Source organism: Pseudoalteromonas luteoviolacea H33-S (assembly GCF_001625695.1).
Lineage (GTDB): Bacteria > Pseudomonadota > Gammaproteobacteria > Enterobacterales > Alteromonadaceae > Pseudoalteromonas > Pseudoalteromonas luteoviolacea_B.
On the sequence record NZ_AUXY01000088.1, the window covers coordinates 38,917 to 64,151 of the forward strand.

Sequence of the window (25,235 nt, forward strand, 5' to 3'; positions counted from 1 at the left end):
GAATTGAAAGAATAAAGCCCCGAAAGGGGCTTATTTGTTTAAAGCGCTAAATTAGAAAGCGCTTGTATCTTGGAATAGACCTACTTTCAGATCTTTTGCTTCGTAGATTACACGGCCGTCAACTTCAACAACGCCGTCAGCAAGACCCATAAATAATTTACGCTTGATAACACGCTTCATGTCTACGCGGTACGTTACTTTTTTAGCCGTAGGTAAAATCTGACCAGTAAATTTAACTTCACCAACACCTAGTGCACGGCCAAGACCTGGGCCACCAGACCATCCTAAGAAAAAGCCAACAATCTGCCACATGGCGTCTAAGCCTAGACAACCAGGCATTACAGGGTCGCCACGGAAATGACAATCGAAGAACCAAAGATCAGGGTTGATATCAAGCTCAGCAATGATTTGACCTTTACCGAACTCACCACCGTCTTCGTTGATTTCAACGATACGGTCCATCATCAACATATTATCGATTGGCAGGCGACAGTTGTTTTCACCAAACATCTTGCCTTCAGCACAAAGGATTAATTCTTCTTTTGTATAGCTATTTTTAGGTTCCATAGTATTCATTCTTCATTTTTTAATTGCGGGTACTCTAGCGTACAGTTGTACGCTAAACAACTCTGAACAGTTAAATTTTTATCTCAACAATACGTCAAAAAGATTAAAATCAATTCTCTTAATGAATAACGCGATTTTTAGTTGAAAAAACTTTATAATTAGTTTGTTTGTTAGTAATTTAATGGAAATTTATGATCCTTTTTGTAGATGCCTTGACGGTAATAGACTTTTCTTACTTGTGTGCTAAACGCGGAGCTGTTGGAGAAAGTTGGATAGTTGACATGACTTTACATGGCCAACTCAATGAAGAATCAATGGTTTTGGACTTTGCAAAAGTAAAAAAACAAATCAAAGCAATTATTGATAACACAATAGATCATAAGTTAGCCATTCCTTCTGCACTGAATTGTCAATTTGAAAATCGAGATGGTCGCGTATCTTTTGACTATGAATTCAGTGGCCACCACCTTGCCATGAACGCACCTGATGAAGCTGTTTGTGTAGTCGAAGGTGATAAAATTGATGAGGCGTCTGTGATTGCTTTCTTAAAGAAGCAGATCCTTCCTCAAATGCCAGATAATGTTAAAGATATTGAAATTACGCTTCGTCCTGAGCAGACAAGTAGCTTCTACTATCATTACAGCCATGGCCTTAAAAAGCATGATGGTAATTGTCAGCGTATTATTCATGGGCATCGTTCTTTAATAGGTATTTTCTTTGATGGTGTCAGTATGCCTAGACTCCAAAAAGAATGGTCTCAGAAATGGGAAGACATTTATTTGGGCACACAAGAAGATTTAATTGAGCATGCTCAATTACAATATATTACGGCTAAAGTAGATGATTACTCTTTTGCTTATGAGTCATCTCAAGGCTATTTTGAAATGTGTATTAGCAAATCACGTTGTGATATTTTGCCATGTGATACAACAGTTGAGTGTATTGCTGAATACCTTGCTAATGAAATTAAGAAATCAAACCCAGACAAAGAAGTTAAAGTGAGAGCTTATGAAGGTGTGGGTAAAGGAGCGATTGCGTATGCATAAACTGCTGCTGGCACTTAGCGCATGCTTTGCATTCAGTGCACAAGCAATTGAACTGAAGGGACATCTAACGCAAGGAGGTATGGTTACTGGCCAACTTGAAGGAATTAAATCAGTTTCTTTCAATGGTAAAGAGTTAGATGTTACGTCTGATGGTCAGTTTGTATTTGGATTTGGACGAGATGCTAAGTCTGATCACTCTTTGACATGGGTAGATAAAAATAATCAAAAACATACTAAAAGCTTTTTAATTACGAGTCGTGACTACGATATTGATCGCATCACGGGCGTCGCAAAAAAGTATGTATCACCCCCAAAAGAAGTGCTTCAACGCATTCGCAACGACTCTGCGAAAGTCGGTGCTGCGAGGTCAAAGGGCAGTAAACTAGAGTTCTTTGATATGCCAGTTTATCGCCCTGCTAAAGGTCGAATTTCAGGTGTGTATGGCAGTCAGCGGTATTTTAACGGTGAGCCCAGAAGACCACATTTTGGTTTGGATATAGCCAATAAAACTGGCACGCCTATCTGGGCGCCACTGTCTGGAAAGGTAGTGCTTGCTGAGAGTGACCTGTATTACAGTGGTGGTACGCTTATTTTGGATCATGGCTATGGAATAACATCAACGTATATTCATATGAGTAAGCTACATGTCAAAGTAGGGGATATGGTTTCAACCGGTGATGTTATCGGTGATATTGGGGCAACTGGCAGAGTAACAGGGCCGCATTTAGATTGGCGTTTTAACTGGTTTGGCGAAAGGTTAGACCCTGAATTACTTATGATTGATAAACTAGCAAACAAAAGCAGTAAATAATGACAGAACAACATAAAGACGCAACCATCGCGAAGCGTATTGAAGATTCAACAACCTCAGTAACTAAAACTGTATTCCCTGGGAGAACTAACCATCACAATACCCTTTTTGGCGGTGATGCGCTGGCTTGGATGGATGAAGTTGCGTTTATAGCCGCGACACGTTTTTGTCGTAAGCCACTTGTGACTATTTCATCTGACCGTGTGGATTTTAAAGAGGCAATTCCTGCTGGTACATTTGCTGAGTTAGTAGCAAAGGTTGTACATGTTGGTAATACAAGTTTAAAAGTAGAAGTTCAGATTTTCTTAGAAACGATGCACAAAGATGACAAGCATTTAGCAATCTCAGGTAATTTTACATTTGTAGCTGTAGATGACAACCACAGACCAACACCTGTCGTGTGTGACAAGATGCTTAATGGTTTTAAGTAAATAAAAATTCTGGGGCGATAAGCCCCATTCTTCCTCAGACTTCAACTCTTCCATCTATTCGTATTGGCTATCATTGGTAGTTTTATGATATAGCCTCTGTCATATCATTTTGAATGGGGTTTTACTCATTAAATTCCCAATTTAACTGCCTATTTTTACAGCAAAGATAATTTGGCATTGTTTTTAAGTTCTAAGATTTGGTTATGAATCTTTTTAATAATCAAAATTGCATAACAGACTAGGTTTTTTGTCGCTAAGATATTAAAAATTTTACTGATTTATTCATTGGTAAGATAGGAAGAGAAAATGTCTAGCATTTTTTGGCTGCACAAAATGTGTTTTGCTAATTGATTTATGAAGCTTCAAACATTTTTTTATAAGTATTATTTCAATTATATGTGTAGTATTTTCATGGCTTTTATACATCTTTTTTAAAAAAAGTTTAAGTCTTCTCACATGAATACACTCATCTGTTAATCCTGATCTACACTTGTCATTGGCTTTCATAAAACAGTAAGGAGCTTGTGATGATTACAGTACATAGAGAATATTGCTTATCGGGCGAAAGAGGGTTACATGCCCATATTGAAGTCTTTCCAACAGGGCAATTAGACGTTGATATTATTGAACTTCACGAGCATCACTCGACTGAATTCAATAAAATTAAGTATGAGCATACGGGGCCGGATATTGTGGTTACAGGCATTGAAGGATCAACAAGTTGGCAAGTTGTCCTTAAAGAGCGAGACGCGAGAGAATTGTCACACTTGATTGCTGATGCCAACGAAGAATATGAAATATTAATGCGTGATCTAGGCTAACCAAATTATTTAGATGAGCGTGTATTTATTAGCTAGGTAATGTAATAGAGTCGAAGGTGGCGTACCTGATTTTTTTCCAACACCAAGTTGCTAGTTGTGAGGCTATACACTCTAGTGTGCACACTAGAGTGTATAGCCTCAAGGTCTATGCAAATGTTACTGCCTACCAAAATCACAGAAGCGCTTCCAGTTAACTTATCGATTGAGTAATTTTCAAGGTTTCAGAATTTTTTCTTATTAAGTAGTTCAAAGCGCTCTTGGAATGTTCCAAAATGTGCAGTAATTTTCTTACATTCATTATATAATTTCGTTTTTGTAAATAAATGTCAGCTTAGTTTGTGTTAGCAGAAATGGGCTTGTGCAGTTTTTTTGGGTTGTAGTGTATGCCTAGTTCTGTCTTCTTTTTAATTTTAATCATTGGTACTTTGCATCACTGGATCGGCTATAAGCTGATACTGAGTGAAAAGGCGTTGAGACGGCTAAAACCAAAACGCTTGTTTGGGTGGCTTTGTATAAAAACAGTGCTAACTAATATGTGGCACTTTTCAACAGCGTGTTGGTTTGGTTTTGCCGCGATTATATTTGTGTTCACCGCATTAGAAAACCCTTCCAAGGAAATCACTTTATTTGTTACTTTGAGCGTATTTTCCTTCAGTGGTTGGCTATGCTCTTGCTCTCAGGATCATAAGTTGATCTATTGGGGGGTATTTTTAGTGATTGCTTCTATTAGCTTTATAGTAGCTAAGCATTAATTAGATCTCAGATTTCTTTTAACTAGATAGAGGCTGAGATCTAAATTTAGGCTTTAATTAATTTAGTTTTTTTAGGCTGATAACTACCACATCTAAATTAATAGAAATAACGAATTCCATTCCAAAGTGGTGCTTTGCCGCCATCTAAGCCAACAAACCTTACTTGGCCTTCTTGTGATGAAGTCGGGACTGTATATTCGATGGTTTTACTTGAATCACCATAGGCACTGATATTAATAGCATCAACTTTTACATCATTCAGGTAAATTTCAACTAACTCGGTATTAGTGACTTCGAGCGCGAATGTTCTGCCAACTGTGTCCAGATCGGTTACTCTTGATTGTAAAAAGCGTACGGTTGATTTATTGGGTGCTTCTCTGAGTAAATCTCTGGCAATGGTTTCAAAGTTACCTAGACCTGAATCCTTAAGGCTTTCAAGAGTTTGTGGTACATGCTTGTCTGCGACACAGCCAAAGTCTTCGATGATGGCATTTTTATGGTGTCCATGACGGATCATTTGTCTCCAAGACACCGTCATCTCTTGTCCGTAGGGTAAAGGTTCAAAATAAGGCGCACCAACGTATTGTGAAAACACTGAGTGCCTCATAACATTTGCACCACCAGCCCCAGTTCGATTGTGTTCTCCATATACTTTAGCAACACCATTGTCTTGTACTGAACAGGTAAAAACATCACCCGAAGAATAAGTTCTGGCGTCTGACCATACTCCCATTGGCTTGTAGTAGGACTGACCGAATTCGTTGTTTTGAGCGACAGTGATGTAGCTCGCCGTGTCAGTGTAGCGTGCGTTCGTACCTGCAACGTCAGCCAATACTTTCTGCCATTGTGGTCCAAATGTGCTAAAAACAGTATTGTGTAAAATATCATAGTTGAGTTTAGTATTGATAAACTTCAACTCTGTTGGTATTGCAGGTTTAGGAGAGAATAATTGCACCAATCTATCTGCGTACGTGATATATCCGCCAGGATTATTTCTAACGTCAAATACTAGAGCATCTGTGCCTGCCAACTCTTCAGTTAATAATTCACTCATCAGTCTGAGAGATGTATCTATGTCATTATCTACAACTCTAAATCTATCTAGCTTGATATAACCAACTTGCTTACCATCTACTTCGCGAATTGCCCAAGATACTTCAGGGTCTGTTGATGGAGTTGTAGCGAAAGGGGTACCTGAATCAGTATCTAGCTCAGCTTTAATTGTGTGATGTTGTTCAGCTTCTATGTTTGTGCTTTCTTCTAATAACTGTCCGGCATTTTCAGTGCGTACACTGTTTGTAGAGGTTGCAGGTACTCTGGTTATCCAAGGAATAGTTGCTGTATATGTTTCCCCCGTTTGACTGGATAAGAATTCGATGGTCACTTCATTATGTTCTGGGACAAGAGTCACAGCGTGACTTTTACGCGTGATCGCTCTTAGTGCTCTAACAAAGCCTGCGTCTTCATTTGCGCCGAAGCCGACATATAAATTTTGTTCTACAACCTGATGGATCGGATTGCCATTATAAGCAATTACTTTGTCGCCAACTTCTGGCAACCTAGTGTCTGTAACATAAGGAACAAGGTTTTCTAGTAAATTCGATACTCTCACTTCTGAGTTGCCAAATACGTCTAATGTTTTGTCAAATTCAAAAGGTAAGTATGATGTGTAGCTACGTACTGGTTGGGGGTGAACGTAAACTAGATGCAAATCTCTTTGTGCTTTGAATATTCTAGTAAGTCGTATATGTACTTGCTCAGTACTTAAAGTATCAAGTTCATCAATGACCTTATGAATTTCAGATACCGCATTTACATGACCGCCCGGGGAAATACCATAATAAATATCTTTTGAATATTGATGTACGTATAGATCCTCAAGGAAGATCCTCGCTTGTTCTACGACTCGTTGCTTTTCTTGTTGTGTATATTCTGGGGATTTGATTTGATCTCGTACTTCAGAAAGAGGGACGTAACTATTTGCTAGTGTGCCGGTGCTCAAAACCAGTGCCAATGCATACGCTAATGATGATTTTTTCATCAAGATATCCTTACTTGTTATTTTGGTTACATATGTAAACGCTATGTATTTATAAAAATAACATTGCTATTGGCTGTTTATATTATGAAAGTCGCGGTTAAAAAGAGTGCATGAGATTATTTAAAAACCCCTAACGATTTGCGAGCAGAGGAGGGCATATTTTATATGGCTATAAAGAAAGATTTTTATTGTGGAGGTAATTTGATAAGCCAGTATGAACGGCGTGTCATCCTGGCATCAAACTTATATGATTTTGAAAGCGCCTTTCATAATTGCAAAGTGTCCAGGGAATGAACAAAAGAAATTATACTCTTTATTTTTACTCATGCCTTTAGTTGAAAAAGTAATTGACGTCGATTCGCCACCGCCAATCACTGGTGTAAATGCAAAAACTCTTGGATCATCAGGCTTTACATAACTATTTTTTACACCAGCTCTCATGCCATCAGAAGCAACAGCTTTAACATTTTTCTTCTCAGTTAATACCCAGTTATGCCCCATAACCGCTGCTGCTAGTTTTCCTGTGTGAACCAGTGTTAACTTTACTTCTTCACATTTTTCTGGCACTGATAATGTTTTTTCTGAGAATTGCATCATATCGTTTGATTCAATTGTCAACTCACAGTCATTGGCTGAAGCATGAAAAGCTGAAATACAAAGCGCGGTAACCACAACTTTTTTAATGATTTTCATTGATGTTACTCCTTAATAGAAATTATTCTCATTATCCTAGAAACTGATTCTGGAGTAAATCAGAATTATTTTAAATAGTTTGGCTTAGTTTGATCTTGGTTATTTATTGGGTCTTTTTTGTTGTTTTACTCACTAGCAACAATCTAGAGTCAAAAATTAGTTTTAAACACCTACGTTTAATCAATGTGAATAAAGTTTTGTGCGCGATTGTATAAAAAAAGTTTCCAATATTGTTATTTTTTTTGATTTTGGTTGTTTTACTAGAAAGCTAAGTAATTTTCATACGCCCTTATTGAGAATTTCTGCTCAAAAACCAGTCAATTGCATAATTTGATTTATTGCTTTTTTAATTTTAATGAAGAAAAAATGAATTTTTGTAAATAAATGGTTGTAAGTTGGGGGTTCCTTGTGTAGGGTGTTTGCATGTTAGGTACATAATTGCTAGCGCAATAGGGATTCACCGCATTGGATGCGGATAAAAATAAGAATATAGGAATCAACATGAAAAAAATGTTCAAATTAACTTCAGTCGCGTTTGCAGTTGCAGCGCTTTCTGCAACGGTTGCTCAAGCACAAGAAACAAAACAATACATCTTAAAGCAAAGCGATCTCAGTATCTTTGCACCTGAGACAAGTCGTTTTGCAAGAGCAAATATTGCAGAGAGCTTTAGTGCAGGCGCCTCTACAGAAGTTCTATCTGCAGATACAACAGGTACTGTTGTAACCATGGAGCTGACACCTGAGCAAGTCGCTAAGTTAAAAGCATCAGGACAATACGCTTATATCGAAGAAGATTTCGAATATGTGCCATTTACTCAAGACTTCGTAGGTGAAGCGTCTCCTTATGGACTTGCAGAAGTTCAAGCAAATCTATTACAGGACACTAACGCTGACTTGTTCAAAGTCTGTGTTATCGACTCGGGTTATGATTTAGGCCACCCTGATTTGCCGCAAAATGCAACTGGCTTCACTGATTTACCTGGTTTAACTTGGTATCAAGATGGTTCAGGTCATGGTACTCACGTAGCAGGCACAATCGTTGCGATTGATAATGGCTTCGGCGTAGTAGGTGTATTACCAAATGATAAGGTTGGTATTCACAATGTACGTGTATTCGACAATGACGGTAAACAAGGCCTTACATCACGTATTGCTCGTGCAGTAGATAACTGTGTTGAAAACGGCGCTAAAGTTATCAACATGAGTTTAGGTGGTGGCAGTCCAAGTCAGTATTTCCAAGAGCGTTTGCAAGCTGCATATGACAAAGGCGTGTTACTTATCGCTGCTGCGGGTAATGATGGCAATGCAACAATGAGCTATCCAGCGAGTTACGATACTGTCGTTTCTGTAGCAAACATTGACGAAAACAGAGTGAAGAATCCATCTTCACAATATAACGTGCAAGTTGAAATTGCAGCACCTGGTACTGATGTATTATCTACCGTGCCAAGAAGTTCTGGCATTCTTGCTGCTATTACAGTGGGTACTGATGTAGTTAAAGCTGGCGGCATGACACACTCAGTAGAAGGCACTGTAAGTGCAGATCTCGTTGACTGTGGTCAAGGTTTATCAGCATGTGCTGCGACGCAAAGTATCTGTTTAATAGAGCGCGGCGGTGCATCGTTCAAAGATAAGGCTGCTAATTGCCAAGCGGGCGGTGGTGTAGCTGCAATTATCTACAACAACTCGCCAGGTGAATTCGGTGGTACGCTTGGTGATACAAACCATGGTCTAACTATTCCAGTACTGTCTTTATCACAAGAAGCAGGTACAGCACTTAAAACATCTGTTGGTAGTTCAGTTAAAGTAGAACTTAATGCAGTTCTTGATTATGGCCTTATGACGGGCACTTCAATGGCAAGTCCACATGTTGCCGGTGTTGCAGCGTTAGTTTGGAGCCAGCATCCAAGCTGTACAAACGTAGATATTCGTAATGCACTGAATGCAACTGCAATTGATCTAGGTACGGCTGGTCGTGATGACGAATACGGTCATGGTTTAATACAGGCGAAAGCTGCATCTGACTATATCGCTGCAAATGGTTGTGGTGGTGCTGTTGATAATCAAGCTCCAGTAGCAGACTTCACTTTCAGTTGTAGTGCATTAGCATGCGATTTTAATGCGACTTCAAGCCGTGATGCAGATGGTCAAATCGTGAGTTACGACTGGAATATCGGTGGTTTTAATACAACTGGTGCTAGAGTTTCACACGCATTCGCAAATGCTGGCGCATATCAAGTTTCTGTTACAGTGACTGACGATGCAGGTGCTACACATAGCGTGACAAAATCTGTAACAGTTACAGATGGCGTTGATAATACAGGCTGTGTTGGTCTAACTGAGTGGAGTGCATCTAAAACGTATGTTGCAGGTGCTGAAGTGTCTTACCAAGGCAGTAAGTATCGCAGCAACTGGTGGAACAGAGATGCAAACCCAGCTCAGAATTCTAATGTTGGTAACGACTGGAAAGTATGGACTGACCTAGGTAAGTGTAACTAATTCCTTAAAAACCTTGAGATGAAAAGGTAAAAAGGCGACATCTTATGTCGCCCTTTTTTTTATTTGGTAACGTCCAGAATTTTTTTAATGAGCTGCTGTTTATTAAAAGGTTTGTAAAGAATTTTATCTGTTGTTAGATGCTCAGTATCTTCGCAATCAATAAAACCAGAAATAAACAAATAGTGTAAGTTATTTTGAATCGTTAATGCGGATTGAATAAACTCTATGCCGTCAGAGTTAGGCATAATGACATCGCTCACCACGAAATCAACACTCTGTTGTTGTAAAATAGATAACCCCTCTTGAGCATCACATGCTTCTATAACTTGCACATGTGTACTCTCTAAAAATGATTTAATGAGATACCGAATATCTTCTTCATCATCGACTATCAATAAGGTTTTAATCGCCTCTGGCAATATTAAGGGTTGATCAGTAACAGTAGGGGGAACGGAAGTAGGTTTCTTGGTAACAGAGGGGAAATATACTGTAAATTCAGTACCTTTCTCAACCTGTGATACGACGTCAATTGCACCATTTGAGGCTTTTACAAAGCCGTAGCATTGTGAAAGGCCTAAACCGTTACCTGTTTCCTTTTTAGTCGTAAAAAATGGGTCGAAGATTTTATCTATATTTTCTGGAAGAATACCAATGCCTGTGTCTTTAAAGCTTACCTTGATAATATTAGGGGTGTTCAGTTCAAGTGCTTGCATTCTCTCTTGAGGAAGTAATATTTGTTCTGTTGATATTCTTAATTCTCCACCATTTGGCATTGCATGCATGGCATTGATGGATATGTTCAATAGTAAATCTTCAAACAGGTTCTCCTCTAGATATGCCTGTTCGATATTGGCAGCTAGGTTTAGGGTTAGCTGTATTTTGGAGGTCATTGCTGCTTCGAGAAGCTTTTTGTTTTTCTGGATTAGCTCATTAATATTGACATAATGAGGTGAACTAGGCGTTTTTTTTGCAAAGGTGAGTAGATTACCTGTTAGCTTTTGTCCGCGATAGCATGCTCTTTCAATGGCTTTTAAACTTGTTGTGGTGTCTTTACTAAAGTTTTCTAAGAGGTTTGTATAGCCTAAAATAATCCCTAATATATTGTTGAAATCATGCGCAACACCACCTGCTATATTTCCAAGAGATTCAAGTTTGGAACTGCGATTAATTAGCTTAGCTTGTTGCTCATGCTCACTCATATCTTGAAAGTTGGCAATAAAGTGTAATTCTTCACATTCGGTTAATGGCATACTAGCAACTGAGATCCTTATTGGGAAAATGTATCCTGTTTTATGCTTTGCGTTGACATCTCTACCCAAACGGTTGTTGATGATTTGCGATGAGCCTGATTGTATATAGTTGGCAAGTTTTTCAGTGTGATGGCCAACGCCATCTGTTAATTCGTCTATGCTGTGACCAACGATTTCATGTTCTTTATAGCCAAATATGTTTTCAGCTTCTGGGTTAAAAGACAGGATAGTGCCACGTGAGTCCGTGGTAAAAATACCCTCTAATAATGATTCAATGATACGTTTTTGTTCTGCTTCTTTTAGTTCGATTAATTTTTGTTTAGACTCCAGTTCCGTTATATCTTCACCTTTAAAGATAAAGCCGATAATTTCCTCGTCATTAGAGTGGTAGGGAATATAAGAAACTTGCAGTTTGCGCTCTTTCGGTGTGCTCGCAAATAAAGTTTCTTTAAATGAAATTGTCTCACCTTGAAGTGCTTTATCTATTTTGCTTTTGACTTTGTCAAACAAGGGGTGACCTAATATTTCAGAAACTGTACGACCTATAACTTCGTCACGGTTTTTGTTATGTAGCTTTAAATAAGCTTCGTTTACAGTTATAAACGTGTACTTTAAGTCAAGAAAAGCAAACATATCATTGGAATTCTCAACGATGCCTCTGTACCTTTCAAGTTCTCTCATTTGCTTATATTTGTCAGCTAGGCTTACTATAAATACAATGAACTCTTGACTGGTTTTATTGAAAATAGAGCCACCAATTAAAATAGGGACTTCGTGACCTAATTTGTGCATATACACTTTTTCAAATGGCGTCCAGTATCCCTTTTCATTGGCTTCTTCGACGGCACGAAGATCTAAGGGAAGGTATTTATCTGGAGTAAGGTTTTTCCAGTCGATTTGGCCATTTAATAGGTCATCTTTTGTATAGCCAATCATATCCAATAGTGTTGTATTGGCGTCAAGGATATTTCCTTTTGCATCGGAGTGAATAATGCCAATAAAGTTGGACTCTTTCCAGCGCTTAAACCGCTCAGCTTCAGAATCTAATTGATTATTTAGCTTTATTAGTTCATCGATATTACTCTGTAATGCCTGTTCAGTCAGGTCGCGCTGCTTGAGCATGAAGTTTATGGATTTGATTACTTCCTGAATTTCATGAATCGTATGTTTATCAGTAATACTGAAATGCTTGCCATCTGCGGCTGTTACCAATGCTTTATGAATGATAAAAAAAGGTTTAGTGAGCCAGCTGATTAAAATAAAAGAAAGTAGAGAAACGAAACAAAGCGTGCCTATGACAATTTCTATTGACTGTAAGTTTAATTGTTCAACCCTTTTAAAAGCTTCCGTTTTATCTATTTTTACAACCATACCCCAATCTGTTTCTGGTATGTGATGTGAAATCGCTAAAACAGGGATCTCCCTATAATCCACATAATCAGGAAAAATATCATTTGTACCATTGATAGCGTGTGTGATTGGGATCTCTAAATTACTTTTAGGCACAGTGAATGAGAGCGCGACAGATGGGTCATTTCGTGTGGGCGTTAGAAATATGGCATCCCCGTTTGTATCTCGAGACGCAAGTACAATTTCACCACTTTTGCCAAGGCCGGTGTAGTCATTGACAATGGCTTGAAGCTCATTGTTTGTGAATGCGACCTCGATGTAACCAATTAATTGCTCATTTAGTTCGATGGGTTCGATAAACAAGAGTAATTGAGACTCTTCAGAAAAAAGTATTTTTACGTTATAAAGGGAGCCATCAGTTTTTAAATCGCTTGTGTTGATAAGTGACTGTAAGTCGTCTTTAGAGGTAAATACAAGTTCCTTGTAGCCGTTGTAGATTGCAATACCATATATATTTGTACTAGATGAAATGGCATGAGTTATTATTTCACCAATTTTTTTGACCAAGTGGTGTTCTGGTTTGCTTGATGTTTGCTTTAAAAGATTTCTGAGTTGAGTTCGACTTTTAATAAGTGCGACAGCATTTTTTTTGTTGGCCAGCAAGCTGGTTATTCGTTTGTGATTGATATCAGCAACATCTTGCAATTTGGCGATAGTTTCATTGCGAAGCAACTGCTTTTCACTGGTGACGTTTAATAGGTGAAATATGATTAAAGGAACAGTGGTACAGGACAGCATAACCAAGAGGATTAATGTTCTAAGCTTCATGCAATGTTCTCAATTAAATAAATAAGACACTCGATACTGATTTATTATGACTGGCTCAAGCGAGCTAATGGTATTGAAACTCACGTTGCGTCTACAAAGTGTAGTTAAATAACTGAATATGTGTATCTAAGGTTTTGACTTTGGCTCCGAAAAAGGACGAACCTGTGAAGATTCTGTTTTGTGGATTTCGGTTGATAAACTTGCCGCTGAAGAAGTAAGCCTTTGACTTGCTTCATCTATTCGAGATAGCGTGTGTTTGGTTAGCTCAGTTAGCCATTGGTTTTGCTGATCTGTTATGTTTAATGATTGAAAATTCGCCGTGATTTTGTACATCATGATTGTCAGGAGTCTACTCGTATCCTTTTGATAGTCATTGACTTCGAGACGAAGTGCTTCAAGCTTTTGAGGAAAAGTACAGATTGGTGATTCGTTTTTAGGTTGCTGACAAAGTTCTAGTGCTTTTGCGTTCATTGCCTCAGCTAAACCACACGCATTTTGCTTTACCAGCTTAAAGTTTTGGCTATTATCTGGCGTGTGTTTAATCAAAAATGACACATTGTCCTGATTAATAAGTACTCGGTTGGAAAACTCATGTATGTGACCTGCATGTTTTAATATCTCAAAGATTTCTTCCTCAATAGGTGCGGTGCGAATACGATCATCTCGCAGGCAGGTTGGTTTGGGTAACCTGAAACAAATAGACGTCTGTAACCCAAAACTTGACATAAGAGAGAAAAAAGCCTCGGCGATACCGTGTACAGTAGAGCAGAAGGTAATATCGTTATAAAAATGCATGATTTGATTGCATTGGGACACTTGCTTTATACGTTTGTTATATGCCTTGTTATTACTATAAATGGATTCTTGTAACTGCTCCCGATTTAATTGGCGTCCTATACTAGTGCCAATTTTGTGTTTGAGTTCATCTATTTCAAAGGGCTTTGCGAGAAAGTCAGCTGCTCCCATCTCAAAGGCTTTTAGCTTTTGAGATATATCTGTTTCACCAGAAATGAAAATAATTTCGAACTTGGATTGCTCCAAATTTTTCTTATGCAGTTCTTCGCAAAATTCTATGCCAGTGATATCGGGCAAATGTAAGTCAAGTATGATGGTTTGTGGTTTTAGCTTTTCAGTAGCCAGAAGTGCTTCTCGTGCGCATGTGAATGTGTAGACATCGAATTGAGTATTTAAAATCTCTTTATAAAGGGCTAAATACTCCAAATCATCCTCAACAATCATGACTTTACCTTTTGAGAGTTGCATTTGACACCTCAATTACTATGCAAACCACAATGAAGCCTAGTACTTATTTGTGTCTATACTTTTTCTAGAATATTTCTGAGATATGTCTGGGTTGATAAATGTAATGGGAGCGAATATGCGCACTTTACTGCTCATTGAAGATGATGAACAGCTTGCCGAGGTTACTTGTGCCTATTTGGAGTTAACTGGTTTTAAAGTAGATAGGGCAGCGACTGCAAAAGCATGTTGGGAAAAACTGCAAGGGAATTCGTATGCGCTAATCATTCTCGACTTAGGTTTGCCTGATGAAGATGGTTTGGTATTGCTGCGTAAACTAAAAAATCGTCAAAGTTTAACCCCTGTAATCGTTTCTTCAGGGCGTGGAAGTGATGATGACAGAGTGGCAGGCCTTGAGTTCGGTGCGAATGATTACCTAGCAAAGCCTTATACAGTTAAAGAGTTATTGTTGAGAATTAACCTTTTGATTGATAGCACGCCAAATAAAACGACAGGCACAGGCAAAGTTGTGCTTGGTGATAAAACGATAGATTTTGATAATCAAGTGGTGTTAGATTCTAGTGGCAGTGAAGTCGTGTTAACGCTCCATGAGCAAACAGTGTTATTTTTACTTGCCAAAAACGCGCCACGTATATACACCCGCGAGGAAATAATAGACGCCACGAGATTGCACCAAGGCCCTGAGTCGGTGCGTGCAGTTGACACCATTATTTGCAGGCTACGAAAAAAACTTGAAATAAACCCAAAAAAACCTCAGGTTATCCAAACGAAAAAAGGCCTAGGTTACCGTGCTATTACCAAGTCCGGGTTATGCTGAATTGGTAGAGCTCTACTAATTTTTTGCAAAACCACTTTAATTAATGTCCTTTTGCCTGATCGTGTCTACACTCTTTGAATGTGTGACAGCAAAAAGGGTATCCTTTTGAATTACAGCCTAAAACGTATACTTATTATCTTTATCAGTTTTAGCATTTTTGCTGGTACTGTGAATCTATTAATTATTACAAGTAGTTATTCAAATAAGAATGAGCATGAATTTTGGTTAATCCACACCTATGAAGTGCTAGATTTAGTTAGCCAACTGAAAGTTCAAGTTAAAAGAGCTGAAACTGGGCAAAGAGGTTACTTGTTAACTGAAGACCGAGAGTATTTAGTACCGTATAAGCAAGGTATTAACCTGAGCTTGAATACCTATGAGGCGCTAAAAATAAAAACCAAAGATAACCCGACACAGCAGAAAAGGTTAACTGAACTGTATGATATCCTAAACCAAAAGTTTTCAGAGTTGGAGCAGACAATCCAGTTTGCTAAAAAAGGCGCTATGGATGAAGCAAAAAAGTTGGTGAAAACGGATATTGGTAGGCATTTAATGGAAGAGATTGAGTTGGTTTTATTGGCATTTGAGCAAGAGGAGCGGTACCTACTAAATAAACGCTCAAGAGATTACATCGAAGCAAAAAGTTTGCATTCCACTTCGGTCATTATTTTGGAGTGCGTGTACATTATATTGATAGTCTGGCTAATCTATTCTATTCGAGATAAAGTGCTTAAGCCACTAAGAGTACTTGGATTGTATATTAAAAATTATCCAGAGTCTGAAAAATTTGAAATAGCAAAAGATAATAACTGTATCGAAGTGAGTGAACTGGCACAGGGGATCAAAAGTCGTTGCTCAGAAAGTGAAAAGGCAATTATTCAATTAAAGCAAAACGAGCAGGAAATGGCTGAGCAGTTGAAGTCTGTTACACAACGTGCTTTGGCACTTTGCAGTTCAAATGAGCATTTTACGGCAAAGTTATCTTCAATGCTACAGCAGTATTTTCGAGATAAGCAGGGGGCCTTCAGCCATGAAGATATTGATCATATTCTAAAGCTCACCATTTCCGAAAGAGATTCTAATAAGGAGTTAGAACTTTATTTAAAAAACAATATAAATCAAAGTGATAAAATTTAATGCAATACACGTTATGGGTTTTGCGAGCTGGTTAGTTAACGTAATAAAGATTATTTTTTCGCTGACCAGATAGTAATCTGGTATTTTCAAATTACCAGACAAAACCCAAGCTATTCAATTAATTGTATTTTAAACATCGCGAGCAGCATCATTGATATGCTCAAGTATATCTTGCAATTCAGACTCTATTTCATAGCTTGTTTCCATCAAAGAATCTGCATTTTTCTGAGCGCGCTCAATTAAAGCGAGCAGTTGTGTTTCTGTTTGCTGTGAAAGCTCATGGCCTAACTCAAAAGTTGCGAAGACCTGATTGAGTTCTGATTCAAGGTTATCAATAATATTAACTACACCAGATTTGATGGCTGCATTCTTATCTTTGTAATTAGTCAGTGCATTATTTAAGCTTATTTCTGTCATTATTCTGATAATACAGCTTTCTATCCCATCCATAAGGTAAGCCAAATAATCTTTCATAACGCCGCTTTTACTATGATTACTCGGCATATTTTTAACCAGTAAACTACAGTATTGCCAATTAAATGCTGCGCGATTACTACCAAATTCCATAATACGTTTGGCGCTTTTTAGTGAACTGAGCAGACTGACATCAATGTTGTTGAGTATTTTATTGTCAAAAAATACTACCTCTTCACGATTGACTCTAAAGGTGAGAGATGTACGCAACCCAAATGAACGAGTGGTTTGAAAAATAGCATTTGCAAGCTGGCTGAATGTTCGACATTGTTGAGTTTGTTTATAAAACTGAATGATCGTGCCTAAAGATGCGATGTCTGATAAAGCCTGAATGGTAATTTCATCTGCATCACTGCTTGTTTGTTGTGCATAAGAAAGTAGTGTATTGATCTTTTTAATGAGTTCAGTCGGCTCGGCAGGTTTGGCAATAAAATCATTGCCGCCAGAGTCGTACGCTTTAAGCCTTTCTTCAATCGAGCATAGGTTGGATAAGAACAGAATAGGTATTTGGTGACCAGCTTGACGTATTGAGTAGGTCGCTTCATAGCCACTTATTCCTGGCATCTGTATATCCATAATGACCAAATCAGGCTGGAATATGTTGACACGCTCAAGTGCTGCCTCTCCGCTGCTTGCGGTTTCGATTTCATAGTGCCCAGAAAGCGTATTGATTTGATATTCTAAAGCGAAGTCGTCGTCATCGACGATTAATATTTTATTCATATAATTACCGTGTTAGTTGGTTGTTTAGCCAATGGACGAAATCTTTAAAAGGGAGTGGCTTTGATATAAAGTAACCTTGAGCGAGGTCACATTTTAGGTCTCTCGCAAGATCCCAATCAGCTTGCGTTTCAACACCTTCAGCGACAATATGCATACTCAGCGTTTTTGCAAGACTCACACTTGATTCAATAATGGCTTTACTTGTTTTGTTATTGGTCGCATCAGAGATAAATTGACGGTCTATCTTTAACTCTGTAAACGGTATTTTTTTTAGTTGCTCTAGACTCGAATACCCCGTGCCAAAGTCGTCAATACTTAAACCGAAGCCTTTTAACCTCAGTCGTAAAAGTACATCAAGGGTAGAAACTAGATTTTGTATGAGTCGACTTTCTGTTAACTCTAAAGTAATGTTGTTACAAGGAATACCATGGATGTTTGCGAGGTCTTCAATTTGCTCAGGCAAATCAATGGCACACAAGCTATCCGTGGAGAGGTTTATGGACAAGTTTAATTTATCACCATAGATATTAGAAAGCTCTTTAAATTGCTTTAGAGCTTGCCGAAAAATACTTCGTGTGATCGCATCAATCATACCAGTCTCTTCAGCCATTGTAATAAATGATGCGGGGCCAATTATTCCTCTTCTAGGATGTGCCCATCTAGCGAGTACTTCTATCGATTTTAGTTGCCCGGTTGAAAAGTCGAGTTGTGGTTGATAAAAAGGGATAATTTCATCGTGGGCTATGGCCTCTTTGAGCTCTTCAAGGCAAATATCCTTGGTAATTGGGTTGAATACTGGTACTTTCTCCTCAAAAAGCCTATTTAGCTTTTGGGTTAAAACCTCAATGGTGATCGGTTTAGGAATGGCACCTAAAACTCTAATATGTTGCGCACCAGCAAGCGCAGCTGTGGTGTCTAGTATGCGTTGGTCTTGGCCACTTAACAGTATAACAGCGCCTTTGAAACTATACTCTGACAAGTGTCGAAGCACTTCAACGCCATCCATATCAGGCATGATTAAATCTATAATTATCAGGTCAAAACACTCACCATTTTTGATACGTTTCAGGGCATTAACTCCACTTATTTCGACTTGGATATTTTCGACTCCGAGCTGATTAAATTCATGGGTGAGCATGTCATGAATGAAGTCATCATCGTCTATTACAAGCACGTTAAGTGCTTCATATTGTTTTTTTAGTGTCAATGGTACCAAGCCTTATATTTACAATGATGACTCTAAATTGAGTAGAGTTTATATGGCAATGCTTGTGTCTAATAATCGTAGGTCAAATGGTGATAACTTTCCAAAAGCATGGAGAAAAAACCATAACCTTTAAGTTGGGCTACACTATTTTTAATTATCCGGTGATTGAAATGAGTGTGAATCTGATGAAACTTAAGTACATTCTGTGTTTTTTATTTTTTTGCTTTGCTTCACTCAGTCAATTTGGATGCTCAAAGTTTGATAATAAAACAATTAGAGTAGGTTCAAATGTATGGCCAGGTTACGAGACATTATATTTGGCGAGGCACCTAGAAGAGCTCCCTGACAATATTAAGTTGATAGAGTTACTGTCTGCAACAGATGTCATGGAAGCGTTTCGTTTGAAGCGCCTAGAAGTCGCAGCACTGACTATGGATGAAGCAATGACGCTTGTATCGGAAGGTATTGATTTGAAAGTCTTTTTAGTGATGGATGTGTCAAATGGTGGAGACCAACTCATAGTACGTCCTGATATTAATGAACTATCAGAACTAAAGGGAAAAACAATTGGGTATGAGCAAACCGCATTAGGTGCATTGATGTTACACGAGGTCTTGTACGCTGGTGGGCTCGATATCAAAGATGTGACGTTGATACACCTTCAAATTAATCAGCAATTAGATGCTTTTTCGAAAGGCTATATAGATGCGTTGATAACTTTTGAGCCAGTTGCCACGCAATCAAAACAACTTGGCGGTAAAGTCATATTTGATAGCTCACATATTCCCAATACGATAGTAGATGTATTAGTAGCGAGGAAAGAGACACTTGAAAAGCATAAAAACCTTATCCAAACACTTGTGAATGGACAATCCAAAGCGCTCGATACCATCGAGATTTCTAAAGTTGAAAGCTTAAAAGTGATGGCGCAGCGGATGGAAATTTCTCAAGAGCAGTTAGATGAGGCAATGCAAGGGATCCACTATCCGGATTTGCAAGAAAATCAGACATTACTAAGGAAAAACGGGAAGTTATTTGCGACCGTAGAACGCTTAAATACAATTTTATATGAGGCGAACCTCATTGCTCAACCGGTTGAAGCACATAAACTTTTTGATGATAGCTTTGTAAGCCAATGAAAAATTTACTCTTACCGCGTTCTATTGTCGTATGGGTGCCATTGTGCACTGCTTTGATTTTTATCATTTCTATTACAACTGGCGCCAGTCTAACTTACATTGGTAGTCGCAATGTAGCAGAAGAGAATAGCCTATCTCAAATAAGTTATGTGTTACTGTCATTAAAGAATAAAGCAGAGCAAGAAGTGTTTAGGGCCGGTCACGATGTTTTAAATCATGAAGCATCAATTATCGGGACTATTTCTGCGGTTGATGATGTGGCGGTGACTGACGATAAAGGTATCATCTGGGCGTCAAATCGATATAGCACCAGAGGCAAACCTTTGCTAGATATTGCTTCTTATATGTCTAAAGCCGATATTCAAAATACACAAATGTATAAGTCTATTCAGTTTCACTACTCACCTGATAAGCAAATGGTTGAAGCTACTTTGAGCTATATATGGCCCTCAGAGAGTGAAATCCGGTCTAGTAAAAGAGGACTTATCTATCTGAAATACGATTTGAGCTATGACAGATTACATTTATCTGAGTTTATTACACATCAACTGATGTTTATTGGATTACTTGGATTGGTATTGATAATTTGTACCATGGTGCTTCTGCGTCATTTTTTTGTAGAGCCAATTAAACAGCTTATCGTGCAAGCATCGGCGTTGGCAAAAGGGGACTACGGCAAAAAAATTGAGGTGCAAGGCGCAAAGGAAGTACAAGCTTTAGCAAAATCATTCGTGCAAATGCGTGAAGCAGTATCAAGACATATAAATGAACTCGATGAGGTTAGGTCTCAGTTGGAAAAACGCGTTCAGCTGAGAACGTCTGAGCTAAATAAGGCCAATTTGAATTACAAGTATGCTCAAAATATGGCTATGTTAGGGCATTGGTCTTATGAGCTTTCTACTGGAGTTTGTGAGTTTTCAAATGAAGCAAGAACAATATTGGGTATTGAAAAATCAGGTACCGCAGGCCATGTCCAATGGCTATTTGGCAGTCAAGATCTGAAAGATGACAACAAGAATGAGTTGCTAACTGACTTATTGGATCATGAGCAGGAATTTAAGGATTTTAATTATACCATTATTGTAAATGGCAGTATGCGTTATATCCGCATGGTTTCAGAGCACGTATTTGACTCGTTAAGTAAGCAAGTAAAGATCACGGGGATTGTGCAGGATGTTACTGACTTAAAGCAAAAAGAATTATCTTTGCTTGAGAGTGAGGCAAAAATGCGTGCAATAGTTGATACAGCAGCCGATCCAATCATTGTTATTGACACTCAAGGATTCATTCAAGAGTTTAGTCCTTCTGCGAGTAAAGTATTTGGGTATAGCAAAGATGAAGTGTTAGGTCAGAATTTGAAAGTGTTGATGCCAGAACCAACACGAAGTGAGCATGATAAGTACCTTGAAAAGTATAAACAAACTGGTATACGTAATGTGATAGGTAATAAAAGAGAGGTGACTGCACTGAGGAAAAATGGCAATCAATTTCCAATTGATTTAGCGGTGACAGAAACAAACATTGCAGGTAAAGGCTATTACACAGCCATCATCAGAGATATTACCCAAAGAAAAGAAGCAGAAGAAATATTATTAGAGGCAATGAAAGCCGCCCAGAGTGCCACAGTTGCAAAGTCCACATTTTTAGCCAATATGTCTCATGAAATTCGCACGCCTATGAATGCAATAGTTGGCTTGTGCAGCTTGATGTCTGATACTCCGCTATCTCAAAAGCAACAAGGCTATTTAACAAAGTTGACGCGCGCATCAAACAGTTTACTGAATATCATTAACGACATTTTAGACATATCAAAAATTGAGTCAGGGAAGCTTGAAATTGAGCATATACCTTTTCGTTTAGAAGATGTTGTGGATTTAGCAAGTGATATTATTTGTGACCGGGCTCAAGAGAAAAATATTGATTTTTACATAGAGATTGCTAGCTCTGTGCCTACGGCTTTAATTGGTGACCCTGTACGTTTAGGGCAAATACTCATTAACTTACTGGGCAATGCTGTTAAATTCACGCCAAATAACGGGAAAGTCGTTCTAAAGCTTGAGGCTGACACATTAACAGATACAAAAGTCATGCTTTTAGTGTCAGTGATCGATACTGGTATCGGCATCGCTAAAGATAAACAAGAAAAGCTCTTTTCAGTTTTTACCCAAGCTGATATTTCTACAACAAGAGAGTTTGGTGGGACTGGTTTAGGTTTAGCGATTTGTCGTAATTTAGTTTCGATGATGGGGGGACAAATTGGCCTTGAAAGTGAATTGGGTTCTGGCAGTCGATTTTACTTTACGGTGAATATTTTAAGACAGCAAGGGATACCATCAGCAAGGCAGCAAAAGACCAATACTATCGATAAAAAAGAATATGCGGATCAGGCGGAGCGGATTAAGAATATTGAAATTCTGTTGGTTGAAGACAATGATATAAATCTAGAAATTGCATTAGAACTCTTAACGAGTATAGGAATACAAGTTGTTACGGCGACTAACGGTAGTGAAGCAATAAGCGTGCTTAAGGAGAAACCAAATATTGGCTTGATTCTAATGGACTGCCAAATGCCAATTATGGATGGATATAGAGCCACTGAGTTAATTAGGCAAGACAAACGGTTTATTGACCTACCTATTATCGCTCTGACAGCCAATGTTATGCCTGAGGATATAAAAAAGATTGAATTGAGCGGAATGAATGGTTTTATTGCTAAGCCGTTGAACGTTGATACACTGTTTCAAATGATATTTGAAGGAGTTAAGCCTTTAATAAGCTCGTCTGAATCAAAATTAAACTTGCCAGTAGAAGGTTTTAATTCCGATATTGATTTTGAATTGGGTTTAAAGCAAGTAAATGGTGATGTTGATTTTTATAAAAAGATGGTGGAAAAATTCCGTATGAAACAGTCAGACTTCACTCAGAGACTTAGGTTACTGGTTGAAGATAAAAAGTTTGAAGAGGCGAGGAGAGAGGCTCATACTTTAAAAGGTCAAGCTGCCTACCTGGGCTTTAATTCAGTTTCCGCAAAAGCTGCGTTGTTAGAGAGTAAGTGTGCGGATAAGCAACTTTGGGATGATATTGAATACGAAGTCAATAGTGTCGCCTCATTAATCAACACGGCAATTAATGAGGCAGAGTTAAATATAACTACTTAAAAGCGATATTTTAGGTTAGCTGTGATGGTACGGCGTTGGCCATAGAAGCAATCCCCACGGTATAAACAACTGGTAATGACTGTCTTGTCTGTTAAGTTGTCGATGTTAAGGCTTAACTCATAGTCGTTAAATTGATAGCCAACCATCATGTCATATAATGTAAAGCTATCTGTGGTAAGCGCCTTGTGATATTCAACACTACCAACAGAGACCGAGCGGCTACCATCAAATGTTTTGCCTACATATCGAATACCTGCACCAAACTTTAACCCCTCTAACAGGTTGTCTGCACGGTAAGTTGCCCATACTGATGCCAAATGCTCTGGGGTTGCTGACAGAGGCACATCATCAGTGCCAGTTGTTAATACAGCACCAGCCATAATTTGCTGCTGCCGATCCGGAGCCTGTTGAGCTAACATAGCTGCCTGAGTAAAGATTTCTTGTGCAGATAGAGGAGTGGTATCTTGCTCAGATTCTGTGTACGCATATGAAGCATATACATCTAAATTTTCCCACTCTAGTTGCGCTTCAATCTCAAAGCCATCAACTGAGACTTCACTATCTTGTACATGTTCGAGAGGGGAAATTTTTCTTACATGATTTTTATCTGTGATATGGAAAACACTAGCAGTAATTAAGTGTTCAGTGCCAGCAGGTTGATATTTCACACCGTATTCTATTTGCTCACCTTCTTTAGGCTTGAAGCTTCCGCCTTGTGGCCTTAAATCATATATAGGCTGGAATGACTCTGAGTAGCTAACATAAGGTGAAATACCATTTTCAAATTGGTATAGTCCGCCAATTCTACCTGTTAAAGCACTTTGCGATTTTTTAACTTGCAATAGACTTGCTACATCACCCACTTTTTCCCATGTTTTTTGCTCGAGATCGTCGTGGCGAAGTGCAGTGTTTAATACAAAATTATGGTATTCAAACGTCGCTTGGATGTATCCACCAAGTTGAGTATTGACTTGTTCTGGCGCGATGTCTTTTATTTCAGTTGGTAATGGATCATTTAAACCGTATACAGGGTTGTATAAATCTAATGGAGAAGAGACTCCACCGCGCAAACGACTGGTGCGTGTTTCTGCGTCTTGGAAATCAATACCAGCAACAATGTTTACTTCTACGTCATTGAATTCGATGTACTGATGCAGTTGGATATCACTTAACAAGCTCTTTGATTCGCCATCTGACATGCTAAATATACGCTTGATTGAGCGTTTATCTGCTTCAAACTTAGGTGGCCAAGAAAAAATAGTACGGTACTCAGAAGCGCTATCACTATAGCGAGTAGACCAGTTAACTTGCGTGTCTTCAGCAATACTGTGCTCTACGATTGTTGTGATTGCAAACTGTTCCGTATCGTAGCGATCCCAACCCGGCTCACTCACAAATCGTTCACTCGGGATTTGACCATATTTTGCTGGTAAAATGGTGCCTTCGTGAGGGAAGAATTGAGTTGAAGACCCTGACTCATTTTCTTGTATATTAGTCAAGATTGTTAAACGAGTATCTTGGTTGATATCCCAAGCAAAGCTTGGTGCAAATACAAGTGTATTGTCTTCGACAAAGTCTGTTTGGGTATCACTATTACGATATACACCGACAAATCTTGCTTGATATTCATCGCTTTGACCAAAGGCTGTGTTGTAGTCACCAGCGAGCTGCGCGCGATCATAGTTACCAACTTGTGCCCAGATCTCGCCTTGGGTTTCGCTGTGTGGACGTTTTGATACTGAGTTTATGATACCGCCTGTTGAGCCTTGACCATAAAGAACAGAAGAGGGGCCTTTTAAAATTTCAACGCGCTCAAGTGTATAGGGGTTAGTACGTGTATTGTTGTAGTGTCCAAACTGCATTTGTAGGCCGTCTACATAAATTAGAGGGTCTACACCACGCACTTTTGACCAATCACCACGGGTATCGACACCATATGGGCCATTGTATACACCAGCTACATAACCAATTGCATCTTGTAAGGTTTCTGCACCAAGATCGGCGATTCGCTTTGAAGTTAAAACAGAAACTGATACAGGTGTTTTGGTAATAGGCACATCTGATTTTGATGCACTTGCACTAACATAAGAAATAAGCCCTTTAGGACTGACTTCAATCACTTCCAATTCATTTTTTTTTGAATCGTCAGCGAGTGACACACCAGAAAAAGCAATCGCAAGTGCTGAAAGAAGCATTGGATATTTGGTTTTAAATGAGCGCATGATTTTCCT

17 protein-coding genes are annotated in these 25,235 nt (G+C 38.6%); 9 read left to right on the plus strand and 8 right to left on the minus strand.

Annotated features, from left to right (window positions below):
- Positions 1–51: 51 nt before the first annotated feature.
- On the minus strand, positions 52–567 hold the full coding sequence (fabA, locus tag N477_RS17515) for a bifunctional 3-hydroxydecanoyl-ACP dehydratase/trans-2-decenoyl-ACP isomerase (RefSeq protein WP_046355548.1): 516 nt from the start codon (positions 565–567) through the stop codon (positions 52–54).
- A gap of 191 nt (positions 568–758) precedes the next feature.
- Between fabA and N477_RS17520 the strand changes: the two genes are divergently transcribed.
- The 4 genes from N477_RS17520 to N477_RS17535 all read left to right on the plus strand — a co-directional run bounded on the left by N477_RS17520 (position 759) and on the right by N477_RS17535 (position 3,676).
- A complete protein-coding gene (locus tag N477_RS17520; RefSeq protein WP_063360087.1) occupies positions 759–1,613 on the plus strand; it encodes a 6-carboxytetrahydropterin synthase in 855 nt (284 codons plus the stop codon).
- On the plus strand, positions 1,606–2,424 hold the full coding sequence (locus tag N477_RS17525; protein ID WP_063360086.1) for a M23 family metallopeptidase: 819 nt from the start codon (positions 1,606–1,608) through the stop codon (positions 2,422–2,424). Before N477_RS17520 ends, N477_RS17525 begins: the two co-directional genes overlap by 8 nt.
- The gene (locus tag N477_RS17530; RefSeq protein ID WP_063360085.1) at positions 2,424–2,855 is read left to right on the plus strand and encodes an acyl-CoA thioesterase; all 432 of its coding nucleotides are present in this window, start codon (positions 2,424–2,426) and stop codon (positions 2,853–2,855) included. Before N477_RS17525 ends, N477_RS17530 begins: the two co-directional genes overlap by 1 nt.
- 527 nt (positions 2,856–3,382) lie before the next feature.
- On the plus strand, positions 3,383–3,676 hold the full coding sequence (locus N477_RS17535) for a hypothetical protein (RefSeq protein WP_063360084.1): 294 nt from the start codon (positions 3,383–3,385) through the stop codon (positions 3,674–3,676).
- A gap of 849 nt (positions 3,677–4,525) precedes the next feature.
- On the opposite strand, the gene N477_RS17545 is transcribed toward N477_RS17535, so the two are convergent.
- Both N477_RS17545 and azu read right to left on the minus strand, forming a co-directional pair.
- The gene (locus tag N477_RS17545) at positions 4,526–6,469 is read right to left on the minus strand and encodes a S41 family peptidase (protein WP_081216314.1); all 1,944 of its coding nucleotides are present in this window, start codon (positions 6,467–6,469) and stop codon (positions 4,526–4,528) included.
- A 243-nt stretch (positions 6,470–6,712) separates the two neighbouring features.
- Positions 6,713–7,162 (minus strand): azurin, encoded by a 450-nt coding sequence (gene azu, locus N477_RS17550; protein ID WP_063360081.1) that lies wholly within the window; start codon positions 7,160–7,162, stop codon positions 6,713–6,715.
- Between the two features lie 501 nt (positions 7,163–7,663).
- On the opposite strand from azu, the gene N477_RS17555 reads away from it, so the two are divergent.
- Entirely contained in the window at positions 7,664–9,661 is a 1,998-nt protein-coding gene (locus tag N477_RS17555; RefSeq protein WP_063360080.1) for a S8 family serine peptidase, read from the plus strand.
- 59 nt (positions 9,662–9,720) lie between these two features.
- Here N477_RS17555 and N477_RS17560 read toward each other — a convergent pair whose 3' ends face one another.
- Together N477_RS17560 and N477_RS17565 are read right to left on the minus strand one after the other, a co-directional pair.
- On the minus strand, positions 9,721–13,089 hold the full coding sequence (locus N477_RS17560; RefSeq protein WP_063360079.1) for a PAS domain S-box protein: 3,369 nt from the start codon (positions 13,087–13,089) through the stop codon (positions 9,721–9,723).
- Positions 13,090–13,215: 126 nt separating this feature from the next.
- Positions 13,216–14,352 (minus strand): response regulator, encoded by a 1,137-nt coding sequence (locus N477_RS17565; RefSeq protein WP_063360078.1) that lies wholly within the window; start codon positions 14,350–14,352, stop codon positions 13,216–13,218.
- Between the two features lie 115 nt (positions 14,353–14,467).
- On the opposite strand from N477_RS17565, the gene N477_RS17570 reads away from it, so the two are divergent.
- Entirely contained in the window at positions 14,468–15,166 is a 699-nt protein-coding gene (locus tag N477_RS17570; protein ID WP_063360077.1) for a response regulator transcription factor, read from the plus strand.
- A gap of 168 nt (positions 15,167–15,334) precedes the next feature.
- Positions 15,335–16,303, plus strand: a complete 969-nt coding sequence (locus N477_RS17575) for a CHASE3 domain-containing protein (protein WP_196760652.1) — start codon at positions 15,335–15,337, stop codon at positions 16,301–16,303.
- A gap of 129 nt (positions 16,304–16,432) precedes the next feature.
- On the opposite strand, the gene N477_RS17580 is transcribed toward N477_RS17575, so the two are convergent.
- Both N477_RS17580 and N477_RS17585 read right to left on the minus strand, forming a co-directional pair.
- Positions 16,433–17,500 (minus strand): response regulator, encoded by a 1,068-nt coding sequence (locus N477_RS17580; protein WP_063360075.1) that lies wholly within the window; start codon positions 17,498–17,500, stop codon positions 16,433–16,435.
- Between the two features lie 4 nt (positions 17,501–17,504).
- Entirely contained in the window at positions 17,505–18,707 is a 1,203-nt protein-coding gene (locus N477_RS17585; RefSeq protein ID WP_081216311.1) for an EAL domain-containing protein, read from the minus strand.
- A 185-nt stretch (positions 18,708–18,892) separates the two neighbouring features.
- On the opposite strand from N477_RS17585, the gene N477_RS17590 reads away from it, so the two are divergent.
- Positions 18,893–19,846 (plus strand): ABC transporter substrate-binding protein, encoded by a 954-nt coding sequence (locus tag N477_RS17590; protein WP_196760653.1) that lies wholly within the window; start codon positions 18,893–18,895, stop codon positions 19,844–19,846.
- Positions 19,843–23,004 carry a PAS domain S-box protein gene (locus tag N477_RS17595; protein WP_063360073.1) on the plus strand — a complete coding sequence of 1,054 codons (3,162 nt, stop codon included), beginning with the start codon at positions 19,843–19,845 and terminating at the stop codon, positions 23,002–23,004. The genes N477_RS17590 and N477_RS17595 overlap by 4 nt, the downstream gene beginning before the upstream one ends.
- On the opposite strand, the gene N477_RS17600 is transcribed toward N477_RS17595, so the two are convergent.
- Positions 23,001–25,226, minus strand: a complete 2,226-nt coding sequence (locus N477_RS17600; RefSeq protein WP_063360072.1) for a TonB-dependent siderophore receptor — start codon at positions 25,224–25,226, stop codon at positions 23,001–23,003. The genes N477_RS17595 and N477_RS17600 overlap by 4 nt on opposite strands.
- Positions 25,227–25,235 lie beyond the last annotated feature (9 nt).